This is a genomic window from Helcococcus ovis, assembly GCF_004524775.2.
Classification (GTDB): Bacteria; Bacillota; Clostridia; order Tissierellales; family Peptoniphilaceae; genus Helcococcus; species Helcococcus ovis.
The window spans coordinates 140,574-156,785 of record NZ_CP119081.1 but is presented as its reverse complement, the minus strand read 5'-3'; the positions used below and the strand labels follow the sequence as shown (position 1 = coordinate 156,785).

Here is a 16,212-nt window from a genome sequence, read left to right as displayed (position 1 = left end):
TCTTATTTTTTATACACTATTTTAGTTATTTCTTCATGAGAATTGCCTACTATACATTCTTCTTTTATCTTTAAATAATCTGAAAAATCAAATTCAAAATAATAATCTGTCGGATACTCCCTATTCCAATTATAAACAACAATTTCCTTTGGAGCATTTTCAAAAAAAATTAATTCTTCTTTTTTTTCAATAAAGATAAAATCATCTTCTCCTATTTGTTCTTTATTATGCTTATCCAAAACAAAAATGTTTTCTAAATTTATTTCCAAATTGTCAAATAATTTTTTTGTATAATTTGAAATGTATAACTTCCTATTATTGACGTGCATAATCATATCAAAAATCATATTTCTATCAAATGACTGCCTTTGATTAAAAAAAGTAAAACCTTTATTTTTTGATAAACATAATATTATATTCATAATCTCACCTCCTCAAATCATGCTTTCTCTATTATATATTCCATTTAGCTAGCTTAAACAAAAATAGTTATATATTTAACTATTTTTATCGGTTTTATTATACCACTTTATTTTCATTTTTTCATTATTAATTTAATTTTTTTTAATAATGATCAAACACTACACAAAATTTAATTAATAAAAAAATTATTAAAAAAAATATTATCTACGATATGAATTCACAAATATTCGAATAAAAATACCTTAAATATTTATATAAAATAAGCTGAGATTAAGATTTTGATATACTTTTGCTGCAACAAAAAATAAAGATGGCTAAATTTAGCCATCTAAAGTGAGTGTGGTTGCGGGAACAGGATTTGAACCTGTGACCTTCGGGTTATGAGCCCGACGAGCTACCGAACTGCTCCATCCCGCGATATTAAATTAAAAATTAAATGGTGCCGAGGATCGGAATCGAACCGATACGGAGTTTAACCTCCGCAGGATTTTAAGTCCTGTGCGTCTGCCTGTTCCGCCACCCCGGCATATTGGCTCCCAGGGTGGGACTCGAACCCACAACCTATCGGTTAACAGCCGAGTGCTCCGCCATTGAGCTACCTAGGAAAATCATTTAATTCAATTATATGATCATTTGATCAGATTTATAAGAGTCAACACTGAACCTCATGGATTCAGTGTTTTCTCAATTTGGCAACTTCCTACTCTCCCAGGCCGTTACCAGCCAAGTACCATCAGCGTTGAAGGGCTTAACTTCTGTGTTCGAGATGGGTACAGGTGTATCCCCTTCGCTATTGTCACCACATTTTTTTCTAATCTATTATATCATTTTTTCAAACCTTTTGCAATCTATATTATGAAATATTTCTGGTCAAACTTTCGAGTTATTAGTATCGATTAGCTACATACATTACTGCACTTCCACCTTCGACCTATCAACCTCATTTTCTACAAGGACTCTTTTAGAAATCTTATCTTGAGGGGGGCTTCGTACTTAGATGCCTTCAGCACTTATCCCTTCCAGACTTAGCTACTCAGCCGTGCCATTGGCATGACAACTGATACACCAGCGGTCTGTCCATCCCGGTCCTCTCGTACTAAGGACAGCTCCTCTCAAATTTCTTACGCCCACGCTGGATAGGGACCGAACTGTCTCGCGACGTTCTGAACCCAGCTCGCGTGCCTCTTTAATGGGCGAACAGCCCAACCCTTGGGACCTACTCCAGCCCCAGGATGAGACGAGCCGACATCGAGGTGCCAAACCTCCCCGTCGATGTGAACTCTTGGGGGAGATAAGCCTGTTATCCCCGGGGTAGCTTTTATCCGTTGAGCGATGGCCCTTCCACTCGGTACCACCGGATCACTAAGTCCTACTTTCGTATCTGCTCCACTTGTAGGTGTCACAGTCAAGCTCGCTTTTGCCTTTGCACTCTATAAATGGTTTCCGTCCATTCTGAGCGAACCTTTGAACGCCTCCGTTACTTTTTAGGAGGCGACCGCCCCAGTCAAACTGCCCAACTGACAGTGTCCCAACACCCGATTCAGGGTGCATGGTTAGAACCTTAAAGCTTAAAGTGTGGTATTCCAACGGCGACTCCTCAGCAACTGGCGCCACTGATTCTCTGTCTCCCACATATCCTCTACATTAAACCTCAAAATCCAATATCAATCTACAGTAAAGCTCCACGGGGTCTTTCCGTCCTAGCGTGGGTAAGTTGCATCTTCACAACTAATACAATTTCACCGGATCCATTGTTGAGACAGTGCCCAAATCGTTACACCTTTCGTGCGGGTCGGAACTTACCCGACAAGGAATTTCGCTACCTTAGGACCGTTATAGTTACGGCCGCCGTTTACTGGGGCTTAAGTTCTAGCCTTCGCTTGCGCTGAGCCTTCCCCTTGACCTTCCAGCACCGGGCAGGTGTCAGCACCTATACTTCGTCTTACGATTTAGCAGATACTTGTGTTTTTGGTAAACAGTCGCTTGGGCCAATTCACTGCGGCCCTCTTATGAGGGCACCCCTTCTCCCGAAGTTACGGGGTCATTTTGCCGAGTTCCTTAACAATGGTTCTTCCGCGCGTCTTAGAATTCTCTTCCTACCTACCTGTGTCGGTTTGCGGTACGGGTGCTTTTGATCTCGATAGTGTCTTTTCTCGGCAGCTTGGTGTCACTTACTTCTCTACTTATATTTCGATCCCCATCACACTTCATCGTTACTCCGGGGATTTGCCTCCGGAGCCTAACTTTGTGCTTAGACACACCTTTCCATTCGTGTGCTTAAGTTAACCTTCTGCGTCAACACATCTCTTATAACGATCATTAGCAGTACAGGAATTTCAACCTGTTGTCCATCGCCTACGCTTTTCAGCCTTAGCTTAGGTCCCGACTAACCCTGAGAGGACGAGCCTTGCTCAGGAAACCTTAGGTTTTTGACGGGTGAGATTCTCACTCACCTTCTCGCTACTCATGCCAGCATTCTCTCTTGTGTACTCTCCACCTATCTTTCGATTCAGCTTCAACGTGTACACAATGCTCCTCTACCAATCTAGAGACGAGAAGTAAATTTTCTAAGTTCTGTTTATTTAATCCTTCTTTTGAAATTGTTTCTTATACTTTTTTCATCTTTGATTTTCGTATTTACATACGGGAATAATCTTTCTGATGTCTGACGTATGAAATTTTAATTTCGTCTTTTCTTTTTATATTTCTGATTAAACTTACTTTCCTTAAATCTTTTACTTCTTGTCTCTAAATTCCGTAGCTTCGGTATCATGTTTAGCCCCGTTTATCTTCGGCGCAACTCCACTTGACTAGTGAGCTATTACGCACTCTTTAAATGTATGGCTGCTTCTAAGCCAACATCCTAGTTGTCTGAGTAGAATCACATCCTTTCCCACTTAACATGATTTGGGGACCTTAGCTGACGGTCTGGGCTGTTTCCCTTTTGAGCGTGAAGCTTATCCCTCACGTTCTGACTGCTGATTATAATTATCTGGTATTCGGAGTTTGATAGATCTTGGTAACGTCAAACGCCCCGCGACCATTCAGTGCTCTACCTCCAGTAATCTCAAATCAACGCTAGCCCTAAAGCTATTTCGAGGAGAACCAGCTATCTCTGAGTTCGATTGGCTTTTCACCCCTATCCACAGTTCATCCGATATCTTTTAAACGATACCCGGTTCGGGCCTCCATTGAATTTTACTTCAACTTCACCCTGACCATGGATAGATCACCCAGTTTCGGGTCTATAGCATAAGACTCTCGCGCTATTCACACTCGGTTTCCCTACGGCTTCGTAACTTAATTACTTAACCTCGCCTTATACCATAACTCGCTGGCCCGTTCTACAAAAAGTACGTGGTCACAGATCCTGCCTGCTTCCACTGATTGTAAGCACAAGGTTTCAGATTCTATTTCACTCCCCTCTCGGGGTTCTTTTCACCTTTCCCTCACGGTACTCTTCACTATCGGTCATATGGTAGTATTTAGCCTTAGGGGGTGGTCCCCCTATATTCCCACCGAATTCCACGTGTTCGATGGTACTCTTTTATGCTACTTTATTCTATCTTTCGTATACAGGACCTTTACCTTCTATGGTTTATCTTTCCAGATAATTCTACTAGATATCCTAAAGCCTATGCAAATTTGGGCTCTTTCCTTTTCGCTCGCCGCTACTAAGAAAATCGAGTTTTCTTTCTCTTCCTCCGGGTACTTAGATGTTTCAGTTCTCCGGGTTTTCCTCCTATATACCTATGTATTCAGTATATGGTACATGACTCTTCATCATGTGGGTTTCCCCATTCGGATACCCACGGATCATAGCTTGTTGCAGCTAACCGTGGCTTTCGTTTGCTAACGTCCTTCTTCGGCTCCATATGCCAAGGCATTCACCTTGCGCCCTTTTCTGTTTGACCAGAAATATTTCATAATATTTAATTGTTTTAGGTTCAAATGGTGGAGGTAAGGAGATTCGAACTCCTGGCCTTCTGCGTGCAAGGCAGACGCTCTCCCAACTGAGCTATACCCCCATAAAGAAATCTGTCGCCAGATAAAATATTTAATTTTCCTAAACTAAACGTCAATGCCTATTGAATCGTAATTTCTTTTTAATAGTTGATAAATACTTTTTTTCTCTACCAACTTTTCCTTAGAAAGGAGGTGATCCAGCCGCACCTTCCGATACGGCTACCTTGTTACGACTTCACCCCAGTTATTGACCCTACCTTCGACGTCTGCCTCCTAACGGTTAGCTCGACGGCTTCGGGTATTGCCAACTCCCATGGTGTGACGGGCGGTGTGTACAAGACCCGGGAACGCATTCACCGTGGCGTTCTGATCCACGATTACTAGCAACTCCGACTTCATGTAGGCGAGTTGCAGCCTACAATCCGAACTGAGATCTGTTTTATGCGATTCGCTTGCTCTCACGAGGTAGCTGCGCTTTGTTCAGACCATTGTAGCACGTGTGTAGCCCAAGACATATAGGGCATGATGATTTGACGTCATCCCCACCTTCCTCCGGTTTATCACCGGCAGTCTCTCTAGAGTCCCCATCCGAAATGCTGGTAACTAAAGATAAGGGTTGCGCTCGTTACGGGACTTAACCCAACATCTCACGACACGAGCTGACGACAACCATGCACCACCTGTATACAAGTTTCCGAAGAAACTATACTATCTCTAGTATATCCCTGTATATGTCAAGCCTTGGTAAGGTTCTTCGCGTTGCTTCGAATTAAACCACATGCTCCGCTGCTTGTGCGGGTCCCCGTCAATTCCTTTGAGTTTCATACTTGCGTACGTACTCCCCAGGCGGAGTGCTTAATGCGTTAGCTGCGTCACCGAGATTTGACTCCCGACAACTAGCACTCATCGTTTACTGCGTGGACTACCAGGGTATCTAATCCTGTTTGCTCCCCACGCCTTCGTACCTCAGCGTCAGTTAGATTCCAGAAAGTCGCCTTCGCCACAGGTGTTCCTCCATATATCTACGCATTTCACCGCTACACATGGAATTCCACTTTCCCCTCATCTACTCAAGTAATCCAGTATCTGAACCTTACTATGGTTGAGCCACAGCCTTTAAATTCAGACTTAAATTACCGCCTACGTACCCTTTACGCCCAATAATTCCGGACAACGCTTGCCCCATACGTATTACCGCGGCTGCTGGCACGTATTTAGCCAGGGCTTGCTTCTTAGTTACAGTCATTATCTTCACTAAGGACAGAACTTTACAATCCGAAGACCTTCATCGTTCACGCGGCGTCGCTGCATCAGGGTTCCCCCCATTGTGCAAAATTCCCCACTGCTGCCTCCCGTAGGAGTCTGGACCGTGTCTCAGTTCCAGTGTGGCCGTTCAACCTCTCAATCCGGCTACTGATCGTCGCCTTGGTAAGCCGTTACCTTACCAACTAGCTAATCAGACGCGAGACCATCTTTCACCGAAATTCTTTAACTTAATTATCATGCGATATCTAAGTGTCATAAGGTATTAATCCCGGTTTCCCGAGGCTATCCCTTTGTGAAAGGCAGGTTTCTCACGTGTTACTCACCCGTTCGCTACTTTCCTTCTTTAATCTCTTTCCGAAGAAATTAATTAAAAAATTCTCGTTCAACTTGCATGTGTTAAGCACGCCGCCAGCGTTCGTCCTGAGCCAGGATCAAACTCTCAAAATAAAGTTTGATCTAGCTTATTTTTTGAAATTATCATACTCAAAAGTTATTGACGTTATTTAATTGTTTAGGTTCTTTATTGTCTCAAGATCTCTCTTGTGACGACTTTTATATATTATCACTTTTACTTTATCTTGTCAAGCTTTTTTTTGTTTTTTTTCTTTTCAAGATTTCCTTAAGTTAAGTGAACTTTTATATATTATCATCTGAAATTTCTCTTGTCAAGCTTTTTTTATTTTTCTTTCGCTTTCTTAGTTTCCGTTTCAGTCAACTTTTATATATTAACAATTTTATTTTATGTTGTCAAGCTTTTTTTTATTTTTTTTCTTCTTTTTCAGCTAATGATTTCAACATATTCATTTTATATGATACGCTCGATTTTGATATTGGTGGATCAAATTTTTCAGCAAGTTGTTTTAAGGAATCCGCAGGATATTTTTTTCTTAATTTTACTAACTCTTTTAGATTTTCCGGTACTTTATTTTTCATTTCCAAAATTTCTATATATTTTAATTGTTTTTGCGCTGTATTAACTGTTTTATTTATATTAGCCATATCAAAATTTATCCTTCTATTAGTATCATTTCTTATTTCTTTTTCTATTTTAATATTTTCAAGCTCCAATAAAGCTCTATTGGCTTTTATAATATTTAAAAAATTAGAAATAATTTCTGAATTTTTTATATAAATTAAATATTTTTCTTTTCTTTCACCTTTTAATACATCTATTTTAGCATACTCTAGCACTTTACAAGCTAGGTCCAAATCATCTTTAGTAGTAAAGATAACTTCTAAATGATAATTCTTATTTGGATCAACCATACTGCCTGAGCCTATAAATAATCCTCTCAAATATGATGATATTCCCTTTGCTTCTAAACTTTTTATTCTTGAAAATATTACTTCTATTTTAGTAGTATAGTTTCCATAAAAATCAAATCCTGAATCTGATAAAATTTTATTTACTATGTTTTCATCTTCAACAGATATATTATATATACCTTTCTTCATAATTGAATTATTTTCAAATCTACTTATTACAGATTCATAATCATATATATAATCAATAAGTTTATATATTCTTTTTACAACGTACTCACTTTCCGTAGAAAAGTTTATATTAATAAAAGCATTTCTTATTGAAATGCTTGCATTTGATTTTAATATAGAAGACAATTCTATTAAGGCTTCCAGTTTGCTATTAATTTTTACTATGGATAATTCTTTTTTTATTTTATTTGAGAAAGACATTATTTTCCCCTAAAACTTTCATATATTTTTATCGCATTTTTTACCATTCTTTTTTCAGAATCATGTTTTAGTAATTCCACAGCCATTTTATAATCAACAAAGTCAGCAAAAGAAAAACCTTCTTCTTTTTGAGGAATTAGATCACCGCCAATTTGTTTCATTATATAGTAATCAACTCTTTTAGAAACATCTTTATCTTCTTGATTTAAATAATGATATCTTGCATATCCTATTTTTTTTATTATTTCAGCTTTTATACCAGTTTCTTCTTCAACTTCCCTAACAGCTGTAATGTCCGTGGTTTCATTATTTTCCATTTTACCTTTAGGTAGTACCCAATCCCCATAATATTTCTTCAATATTAAAACTTTACCATTATTAATGACTACGCCGCCGGCGCTATGTTCCTTCACAAAACCACCTCCCTTTCACCATTTATTTTGTTCTCTATGATATACATTAACGTCATATTTTTCTCTTAAAATATCATTTAATTTTTCAGAAATAACTACTGACCTATGTTTACCTCCTGTACATCCAATACCTATAACTAAATTGCTTTTTGATTGCTTAAGAAAATTAGGTACTAAAAAATCTACAAGATCTTCTATCTTATTTATAAATTCTTTTGACGCTTCAAAGCCTAAAACAAAATTTCTAACCTCTTCTTCTTTACCACTTTTTTCCTTTAAAGTTTGAATATAAAAAGGATTTGTTATAAACCTTACGTCAAACAATAAATCAGCTTCTTTTAATATTCCATATTTAAAACCAAAACTTATTATATGAATTGTAGCTTTTTCTTTAACTTCTAAAATTTCTAATAATTTATTTTTTAATGAAGAACTATTAAATCCTGTAGTGTTTAAATAATAATCAGATAACTCTCTGATTTTCAACATTTCTTCTCTTTCTTTTTTTATCGCATTTCCAAGACTTAAATTCTTATATGGATGCGGTCTTCTCTTCTCTTGATATCTTCTAATTAATTCGTCATCATCAGCATCCAAATAAATGATTTTTACATCATGTCCTTGTTTTCTTAATTTTATTATTTCATTTTCAAAATCATTTAAGAAATGTCCAGATCTTATATCTATAACAAAAACAAATTTATTATACTCCATATTTTCACTATCAATTAATTGGAAGTATTCAGAAATTAACTTAGGAGGAATATTATCTATTCCATAGTAATCATTATCTTGACATATATTTAATACTGAAGTTTTACCGGCTCCGCTCATTCCTGTTATTATTACTACTTCCATAGAATTCTCCTAATTTTATTCTTCACCTATAAGCTTTACTTCTCTTTCAAGTCTTACATTATATTTTTCATAAACTTTTTCTTGTACTTGACGAATAAGTTCCAACATATTTTCACAAGATGAATTTTCAATATTAATTAAAAACCCACAATGTTTTTCTGAAACCTGAGCTTCGCCTACAGTAAATCCTCTTAACCCTGTATCATCTATCAATTTAGAAGCGAAATGTCCTTGAGGTCTCTTAAATGTTGAACCGGCTGAATTTTTTTCCAAAGGTTGTTTAGAACTTCTTTTATAATCATATTCCTTAAATTTTTGTTGAATTTCATCATGTTCGCCTTTTTCTAATTTAAATGTGGCGGATATAACTAACAAGCCTTTTTCAGATGCTAAAGAATGTCTATAAGAAAAATCCATTTCTTCATTTGTATATTCTCTTATTTCTCCATTTTGTTCCATACATCTTACTGATTTAACAATATTTGACATTTCAGTTCCATAAGCTCCGGCATTCATAATAATAGCTCCGCCGACACTTCCGGGAATACCGCTTACAGGTTCCAATCCTGTTAAATCCTTAGAAAATGATACTATCGCTACATCTCTCAATAAAGCTCCTGCTTGAGCAGTAACTTGTAACCCATCAATTTTTATTTCATTAAAGTTATCTCTTAAAACTATAACTACCCCTCTTACGCCTTTATCTCTTATAAGCAGATTAGATCCTTTACCTATTATAGTTAAAGGTATATCATTTAACTTACAAAATTTTACCAATTCTGAAAGTTGATACTCTGAATTAGGTTTAACAAGTATATCAGCAGGTCCACCTATTTTAAATGTTGTATACTCTCTTAATATTTCATTTTCTTTAGAGTCGCCAAATTTTCCTGATAGCAGTTCATTTTTTATATTTTCTAACATTTATCCCTCCTAATCTATTTAAAATACTCTTCGATAGTTAAATCGGAATCATGCATTTCTTTAGCAACTTCCGACCCTACATATCTATAAATATATTGATTAGAAATAAATCCCGTTATGTCTTGTTTATTAGCAGGATATCTTAATATAAATCCAAATTTATAAGCATTTTCAGCTAACCATTTACCTTCTTTAGTTTCAGAAAAATCAACTCTAGTTGCACCATTTGGAATATTAACTTCTATAGCTTTTCCCGTTCGTAATTCATTTTGTTCAATTAATGGAAGAACGTATTTTTGTTTTTCAACTTTTGGTGTTTCTTCATCTGAACTTATATATTTTTTAGAAACTCCTAATTCTAAACCTTCTCTTTTCATAGCTTCAAACATTACAAGCATTGCATTTTCAGTTTCAACATCAAATGTAGTTTCAAAATCATTTGGAATTACATAATCCTTTGTTACTATAAGCTGACCTTTAATAATTTTAAGTTCATTATCTTTAGTTGAATTTAGATTCGAATTTTCAACATATCCAACTTGACCTTTATGTTTTATTTTACTCCAACCTTTTTCAGAACCTAAAAATTCAACATATTCACCTTCATTTAAGGTTAATAAATTTTTAGGATTATCCTCTGTAGAACTAAATACAAATGCAGTTTTATTAACTTTTTTATAACCTATAGGTATATCCGAAAATGCATTTTCCTTACTTTCATTAATATCACTTGATATTTTGGCTGTATTAGCATTTACATTATGATTTTTAGATAATGAAAAATAAGCAATTGATACACTTATAGATACTACCAAAACTGTTCCTATCAATAAATTTCTCATTTGCTTTCTTTTTTTATCTTTTTTAATTCTTCTATTTTCTTGTCTATTTTTCAATCTATCATCTAATCTCATTTTTCATCCCTAAACCTTATATAAAACTCTTTATCTGTCTTTTTAATTATACAATATATAGTCATTTAATTAAAGATTAATTTTGAGATTTTTTTAAAATTATAATTCAATTTTTTCAACTTTTTCAATAAATTTTTCCCCAATAAATTTTTTTGATTTTTCAAAAAATATATCTTTGTTTTTAGTTACACAAAACTTAATTTTTGAATTTTCATCATTATTTAACATTCTATTTATATTCAAATAATTATATACATCTAGTGCTAATTTATGTGCAGGATCAAATATTTCTACATCCTTATTTACTGAATTTTCAAAATATTTTTTCCAAATAGGATAGTGTGTGCATCCCAAAATCAATTTATCAATTTTTTCTTTAGAATATTTTTTTATATACTTATCAACTATTACTTGAATTTCATCATCAACCAAATTTTTATTTTCAATTGATGGTACTATGTCTATACAAGCCTCTTTATATAAGTTTACAATTTCAAAATTCATTTTTAAAAGTTTATCAAAATAACCAGAATTACAAGTAGCTTTGGTTGCAGCCAATAAAATATTCTTATCCTCTTTATTTATACCGCTTATGGCAGACTCTAAAACTGTTATTATAGGAACATTATAAATTTCTCTAATTTTTTCAATATTGTATGATGAGGCAGTATTACATGCTACAACTACAAGTTTTACACCATTTTTCAGAAAAAATTCTATATTTTTTTTAGTAAAAGATGTTATCTCATCACCACTTTTGTCTCCATATGGACTATTTTTCAAATCTCCTAAATAAATATAATTTTCATTTGGTAAAATTTTCTTTAATTCTTTTAAAACAGTTAATCCCCCAAGTCCTGAATCAAAAACTCCTATCGGTCTATTACTAATATTCATAATTTCCTCTTTAATTTCATTTTTTCAATAAAAAAAGCACCGATTAAACGATGCTTGTAAAATTAACTCACAACTTTAATTTTAACCGTTGATGTTAATACGTCTGAATAAGTGTATGAAAGCGTAACACTTTCATCAAAATCATTATTTACTTTTACCGTGAATAAATTAGGAAATGCATTCTCAATATATCCAACTCTGGTGACAATTTTCTTTCTACCTCTATCAGCCTTAAGTTGTACCTTTTTGCCGATGTTCTCTTCTACTTCACTTCTAATAGCTGCTAATGCTTCTGATCTTTTCATTCGATATCACATCCTTTTCTGTTTTTGGATAGTAATATATTAACACAACCAATAACAATTGTCAAATTAATTAAATATTATATCTAAAAAATATTTGATTGTCAATAAAATTTTACAATCAATTTTTATTCTTTTTTTTAATAATTAAAAATATTATGAAAGAAATTAATAAAATATTAAAAACAAAAAATATATATATAATAGAACTATAATGTTTTTTTACTTTAAAATCTTTAGGAACATAATTCTTGTCAATTAAAACTACAGTTCCTCCAGCTTCATTCTTAGGGACGTTCACTTTGATTGTTTTGCCAGCTTTTATTTCTTCACGTGAATATAAATTCACCAAATTCATAGAATTAAATTTATTATCTATTTCAATATTTTGGTTTTCATTACTTTTATTTAAAAATGTAATTATAGATTTATCTCCAAATTTCCTTTCAAATACATATACATTTTTATCAGAATAAACCATTTCTCTACCACCCTTAGAAAATACATCTTTTTGCATTTTTCTAATTTCAATCATTTTCTTATAGTGATCAGTAAGTTTATTATCCTTAACCTTATCCCATTTAAAAGATTCCCTATTTTCACTGTAAACACCATTTGTAAAGTCATCTTTTTTTCCGGACATTCCTATTTCTTCCCCATAATAAATAACAGGTTGTCCTTTAGTTGTTAATTGTAAAGAAACAACAGGCTTAAACAGGTTGACATCATTATTTAATTTCATTTTTAAAAATCCGTTTTCATCATGGGATGATAAAAATTGCCCCATAGTAATATTCTCATTTATTTTAGAGTTTCTAAATTTTAATTTCCTATTTACATCCTCAAAATTACCTTTAGAAAAAGAATATGCAACATTTTTAAAATCAAAATCTAAAAGAGAATCCATCATGGAATCGTCTAAATATCCCCCAGTCTTTGTTATATTTGCATCAAAAACTTCTCCTATCATCTTGAAGTTCGGATTTAATTCTATTATTTTTGATTTAAAATCTTTCCATGTATCTTTATCTACATGTTTTACGGTATCTACTCTGAAATACGCAATTTTATTTCCTTTCGGGGAGATTTTGTTAGCCCAATAAGATTGCCATTTAATAAGTTTATCTCTAACTTCCCTTTCTTCAGTCTTAAAATCCGGTAATCCCGCTAATTCTCCTTTAACTTCACTTTTATCCGGATTTTTTCTAAACATATCATTAAATTGTTTCTCATTATTCATACCATATCCAGCATGATTTAAAACAACATCTACCATTAGTTTTATTCCATTATCAGCTAAAACATCTACCAATTCCATTAATTTTTCTTCGTTTCCAAGATGAGGATCAATTTTAGTAAAATCTTCAGCCCAATATCCGTGATATCCGTATTGCTTGTCATTTATATCTTTTCTCATATTAGTTTCAATATTTTTAACTACAGGAGTAATCCAAAGTGTTGTAATTCCTAATTCTCTTAAATAAGAAACCTTGTCAATTATTCCCTGAAAATCTCCACCATGATATGCTTCTAAATGATTTAAATCATATGAATCTTTTCCATATAGTTCATTATTAGACTTATCTCCGTCAAAAAATCTATCTGTAAGTATGAAATAAATTATTTCTTCATCCCATTTAATTTTAGATTCGGCAAAAGAAATATTTGTAAATATTAAAACAAATACAAAAGTTATAGCTATAATTTTTTTTATTCTATTCATTATTCCTCCAAATATATTATTTAATATAATTATATTATAAATTTTGGTAAATATTTTAAATGTATTGATATTTATAATATAATATTTTCAAATAGGAGGAAATTATGACAGATAAAAATGAAATAGTTATAACCGGTGATATGATATTGGGTGATGTTATTAAACTGAAACCTAAAACTTTAAGCATTCTTATGATGTATGGTTTAGGTTGTATCGGATGTCCTATAAGCCAATTAGAAACAGTAGAAGAAGCTGCCATGGTTCATGGTATTGAACCAGATTTATTGATAGAGGAATTAAATAAATAGTAAAGTCATCATTTGATTACTTTTTTTATAGGTAGAAGAATCTGGTTACGAAAATGCATATGTTGAAAAATCGAATTTAACTAATTCTGGTGATTTATCAGAAAACCATTCTATTAATAATAAAATCACAGCTATTCCTCAAGAATATAGAGGTGAAAATGCAGAAGAAGAATCTGATTATTTAGGATCCTATATATATTTAGGATTTTATATAAGTATAGATAATAATCTAGGAAGAATTATAGATAACTTAGATAAAATAGGAGAATTAAATAACATCGTTTTTGAGCCTAAATATGAAAAGTATAAATTAAATTTAAGAAAAATAATTACTAAAGAAATAGAAAACGTCGAAAACAACACGCCTAAAATATATTAAATTAGATAAAATAATAAACAAATTTTATATTATAAAATTTTAAAAATAGATAAGCCCTAAATTTCAATATCCAGGGCTTATTTATAGAATAACATTAATATCCAACAAAATGTATATCTTATTTAACTCTTAATCCATATATACTATATTATCTCAATTTTTAACATATATATTTTGCGGGTATTGTTTTTCACTAAAAAAATATCGCAATTTTTATGATTTGAATTTTGTAGGTACTTTTTCAGCACTGATTTTTATCGCATTTTCAATATTTTTTAATTTGTGGGTATTTTTCATTAATGAATTTTGATTTTTTCGACTCATTTTATTATCGCAATTTTTATAATCTAATTTTTGCGATACTTTTGATACCAATTTTCATTATCTCATTTTGCCAAATCTAATTTTTGCGATACTTTTGATACCAATTTTCATTATCTCATTTTGCCAAATCTAATTTTTGCGATGATATAATACCTTTGATTGAAATAATTTAAAATTAATGTTTTATCTAAATTTACTAATATCATTAAAAATTTTATTTTTCAATAAAACACCTTTTAATTTTCTATTTACCATTACTCAATTTCATATCACCCATTTTTATATATCCTTTTTTATACATAAACGAAGAAACAAGGTACGAAATTATTCCGGGTAGTATGAAATGTAATAGCAACACTCCTAAAAAAGCATTTTTACCCATAGCTGAATATGTGGAAAATTGTCCAACTAATCCACTTGTTCCCATTCCTGAACCTGCTGGAGTTGCTTGCATCTTAAAAATTACAGTTGAAATTGGTCCTAAAATTATTGAGCTGATTATTGCAGGTAACATAATAATTGGTTTTTTTACTATATTTCCTATTTGTAACATTGAAGTACCTAACCCTTGCGATATTAATCCACCAAATCCATTCTCTCTATATGAAGCAATTGCAAATCCAACCATATGAGATGCTCCACCAACAATCGCAGCTCCAGCTGCCAATCCGTTTAATCCTAAACTTATTCCTATAGCAGCAGAACTTATTGGTAAAGTTAAAATTATTCCCATAATTAAAGAAATTAATAAACCCATTAAAAATGGTTGTTGATGGGTTGCGAAATTGATAATTTCTCCTATGTAATTCATTCCCTTTGAAATATATGGACTTAAATAAAATCCTACTAAACCTCCAATTATTATTACACTAGCTGGCACTAATATAATATCAACCTTAGTTTTACCATAAATTCTTTTTCCAAATTCGGATGCTACCAACGAAGAAATAAATGCACCTACAGGTTCTCCTATACTTATTAATGTTTTACCGTCAACAGTATTAACAGAACCTCCACCAATTGCACCTGCAATCATAGCAGAAAATATAACCAATCCGGGAGCATTAATTGCATACGCAACACCCGCCCCTATAGCAGGTGCCATTAATTTTTGAGCCATATCTCCAAATTGAATTAGCAAGTCAAATTTAACAAGCATGCCTACTTGCTTAAGTATCAAACCTATTAAAAGTGAAGAGAATAAGCCTAAAGCCATACCATTCAGTACTTTTATAAAATAATTTTTCATAATTACCTCCAATCACTTTTAATATAACATAAATTAAATAAAATTTTTCATTTTTTCTAAAATTCCAATATTTACATTAAGCTTTTCAATTTCTCTATATTCAATGATTTGAACATCAGTTCCTATAATTCCTAAAATCAAGTAAACTCTTTTATTTGTAACCATATATCCCACTTTTTTAAAGCTACATATCTATATAAAGGTAAAATTATTAAAATAAATATTGAATCTAAAAGAAATAGTTTAGGTATTAATTTAAAAAATAAAAACCAGTACACATTAAATGCACTGGCTCTACTCGAATTATAATCCTAATAAACTTGATAATCTGTTTTTATCAAATCCTACAATTTCTTCTTCACCTACTACTATAACAGGAACCCCTCTATAACCCTTTTCGATTAATTCATTTCTTGCTGTTTCGTCCGATGTTACATTTTTTTCTGTATATTCTACATTATTTTCTTTTAAGAATTCCTTTGCTGCTACACAGTAAGGGCATGTTTCTGATGTGTATACTACAACTTTTTGCATATTATTTCTCCTTAATTTTTATTGTTATTTTAATTAT

13 protein-coding genes, 4 tRNA genes and 3 rRNA genes are annotated in these 16,212 nt (G+C 32.5%); 1 reads left to right on the top strand and 19 read right to left on the bottom strand.

Features of this window, described 5'->3' with window-relative positions:
• Positions 1 to 2 precede the first annotated feature (2 nt).
• From EQF90_RS00755 to EQF90_RS00680, 16 genes are all read right to left on the bottom strand, one after another.
• Entirely contained in the window at positions 3 to 422 is a 420-nt protein-coding gene (locus tag EQF90_RS00755; RefSeq protein ID WP_134711354.1) for a hypothetical protein, read from the bottom strand.
• A gap of 341 nt (positions 423 to 763) precedes the next feature.
• Positions 764 to 840: transfer RNA gene (locus tag EQF90_RS00750), tRNA-Met, on the bottom strand.
• A gap of 20 nt (positions 841 to 860) precedes the next feature.
• Positions 861 to 949, bottom strand: a tRNA-Leu gene (locus tag EQF90_RS00745).
• A 4-nt stretch (positions 950 to 953) separates the two neighbouring features.
• Positions 954 to 1,028: transfer RNA gene (locus tag EQF90_RS00740), tRNA-Asn, on the bottom strand.
• Between the two features lie 82 nt (positions 1,029 to 1,110).
• A 5S ribosomal RNA gene (gene rrf, locus EQF90_RS00735) occupies positions 1,111 to 1,227 on the bottom strand.
• 62 nt (positions 1,228 to 1,289) lie between these two features.
• Positions 1,290 to 4,337: ribosomal RNA gene (locus tag EQF90_RS00730) — 23S ribosomal RNA — on the bottom strand.
• 38 nt (positions 4,338 to 4,375) lie between these two features.
• A tRNA-Ala gene (locus tag EQF90_RS00725) sits at positions 4,376 to 4,451 on the bottom strand.
• A 123-nt stretch (positions 4,452 to 4,574) separates the two neighbouring features.
• Positions 4,575 to 6,102 (bottom strand): 16S ribosomal RNA (locus tag EQF90_RS00720).
• The 16S, 23S and 5S rRNA genes sit together here with 4 tRNA genes alongside, the layout of an rRNA operon.
• Before the next feature lie 312 nt (positions 6,103 to 6,414).
• Positions 6,415 to 7,350 (bottom strand): DNA-binding protein WhiA, encoded by a 936-nt coding sequence (gene whiA, locus EQF90_RS00715; RefSeq protein ID WP_134711209.1) that lies wholly within the window; start codon positions 7,348 to 7,350, stop codon positions 6,415 to 6,417.
• Positions 7,350 to 7,763, bottom strand: coding sequence for an NUDIX hydrolase (locus EQF90_RS00710; RefSeq protein ID WP_134711211.1), 414 nt, complete (start codon positions 7,761 to 7,763; stop codon positions 7,350 to 7,352). Before EQF90_RS00710 ends, whiA begins: the two co-directional genes overlap by 1 nt.
• 15 nt (positions 7,764 to 7,778) lie before the next feature.
• Positions 7,779 to 8,621, bottom strand: coding sequence for an RNase adapter RapZ (gene rapZ / locus EQF90_RS00705; protein ID WP_134711213.1), 843 nt, complete (start codon positions 8,619 to 8,621; stop codon positions 7,779 to 7,781).
• A gap of 15 nt (positions 8,622 to 8,636) precedes the next feature.
• Positions 8,637 to 9,545, bottom strand: a complete 909-nt coding sequence (gene murB, locus EQF90_RS00700; RefSeq protein WP_134711215.1) for a UDP-N-acetylmuramate dehydrogenase — start codon at positions 9,543 to 9,545, stop codon at positions 8,637 to 8,639.
• Between the two features lie 14 nt (positions 9,546 to 9,559).
• Entirely contained in the window at positions 9,560 to 10,459 is a 900-nt protein-coding gene (locus tag EQF90_RS00695; RefSeq protein WP_134711217.1) for a D-alanyl-D-alanine carboxypeptidase family protein, read from the bottom strand.
• Positions 10,460 to 10,558: 99 nt separating this feature from the next.
• Complete coding sequence (gene murI / locus EQF90_RS00690) at positions 10,559 to 11,356, bottom strand: glutamate racemase (protein ID WP_134711219.1); 798 nt, start codon at positions 11,354 to 11,356, stop codon at positions 10,559 to 10,561.
• Between the two features lie 62 nt (positions 11,357 to 11,418).
• Positions 11,419 to 11,661, bottom strand: a complete 243-nt coding sequence (locus tag EQF90_RS00685; RefSeq protein WP_134711221.1) for a Veg family protein — start codon at positions 11,659 to 11,661, stop codon at positions 11,419 to 11,421.
• Positions 11,662 to 11,779: 118 nt separating this feature from the next.
• Positions 11,780 to 13,381 carry an alpha-amylase family glycosyl hydrolase gene (locus tag EQF90_RS00680; RefSeq protein ID WP_134711223.1) on the bottom strand — a complete coding sequence of 534 codons (1,602 nt, stop codon included), beginning with the start codon at positions 13,379 to 13,381 and terminating at the stop codon, positions 11,780 to 11,782.
• Between the two features lie 104 nt (positions 13,382 to 13,485).
• On the opposite strand from EQF90_RS00680, the gene EQF90_RS00675 reads away from it, so the two are divergent.
• Complete coding sequence (locus EQF90_RS00675) at positions 13,486 to 13,689, top strand: DUF1858 domain-containing protein (RefSeq protein WP_134711225.1); 204 nt, start codon at positions 13,486 to 13,488, stop codon at positions 13,687 to 13,689.
• A gap of 947 nt (positions 13,690 to 14,636) precedes the next feature.
• Here the strand turns inward: EQF90_RS00675 and EQF90_RS00670 are convergent.
• The 3 genes from EQF90_RS00670 to EQF90_RS00660 form a co-directional block, all read right to left on the bottom strand.
• A complete protein-coding gene (locus EQF90_RS00670; protein ID WP_134711227.1) occupies positions 14,637 to 15,641 on the bottom strand; it encodes a PTS transporter subunit IIC in 1,005 nt (334 codons plus the stop codon).
• A 33-nt stretch (positions 15,642 to 15,674) separates the two neighbouring features.
• Positions 15,675 to 15,806, bottom strand: coding sequence for a PH domain-containing protein (locus EQF90_RS00665; protein WP_134711229.1), 132 nt, complete (start codon positions 15,804 to 15,806; stop codon positions 15,675 to 15,677).
• Positions 15,807 to 15,944: 138 nt separating this feature from the next.
• Positions 15,945 to 16,175 (bottom strand): glutaredoxin family protein, encoded by a 231-nt coding sequence (locus EQF90_RS00660; RefSeq protein ID WP_134711231.1) that lies wholly within the window; start codon positions 16,173 to 16,175, stop codon positions 15,945 to 15,947.
• Between the last annotated feature and the right edge of the window lie 37 nt (positions 16,176 to 16,212).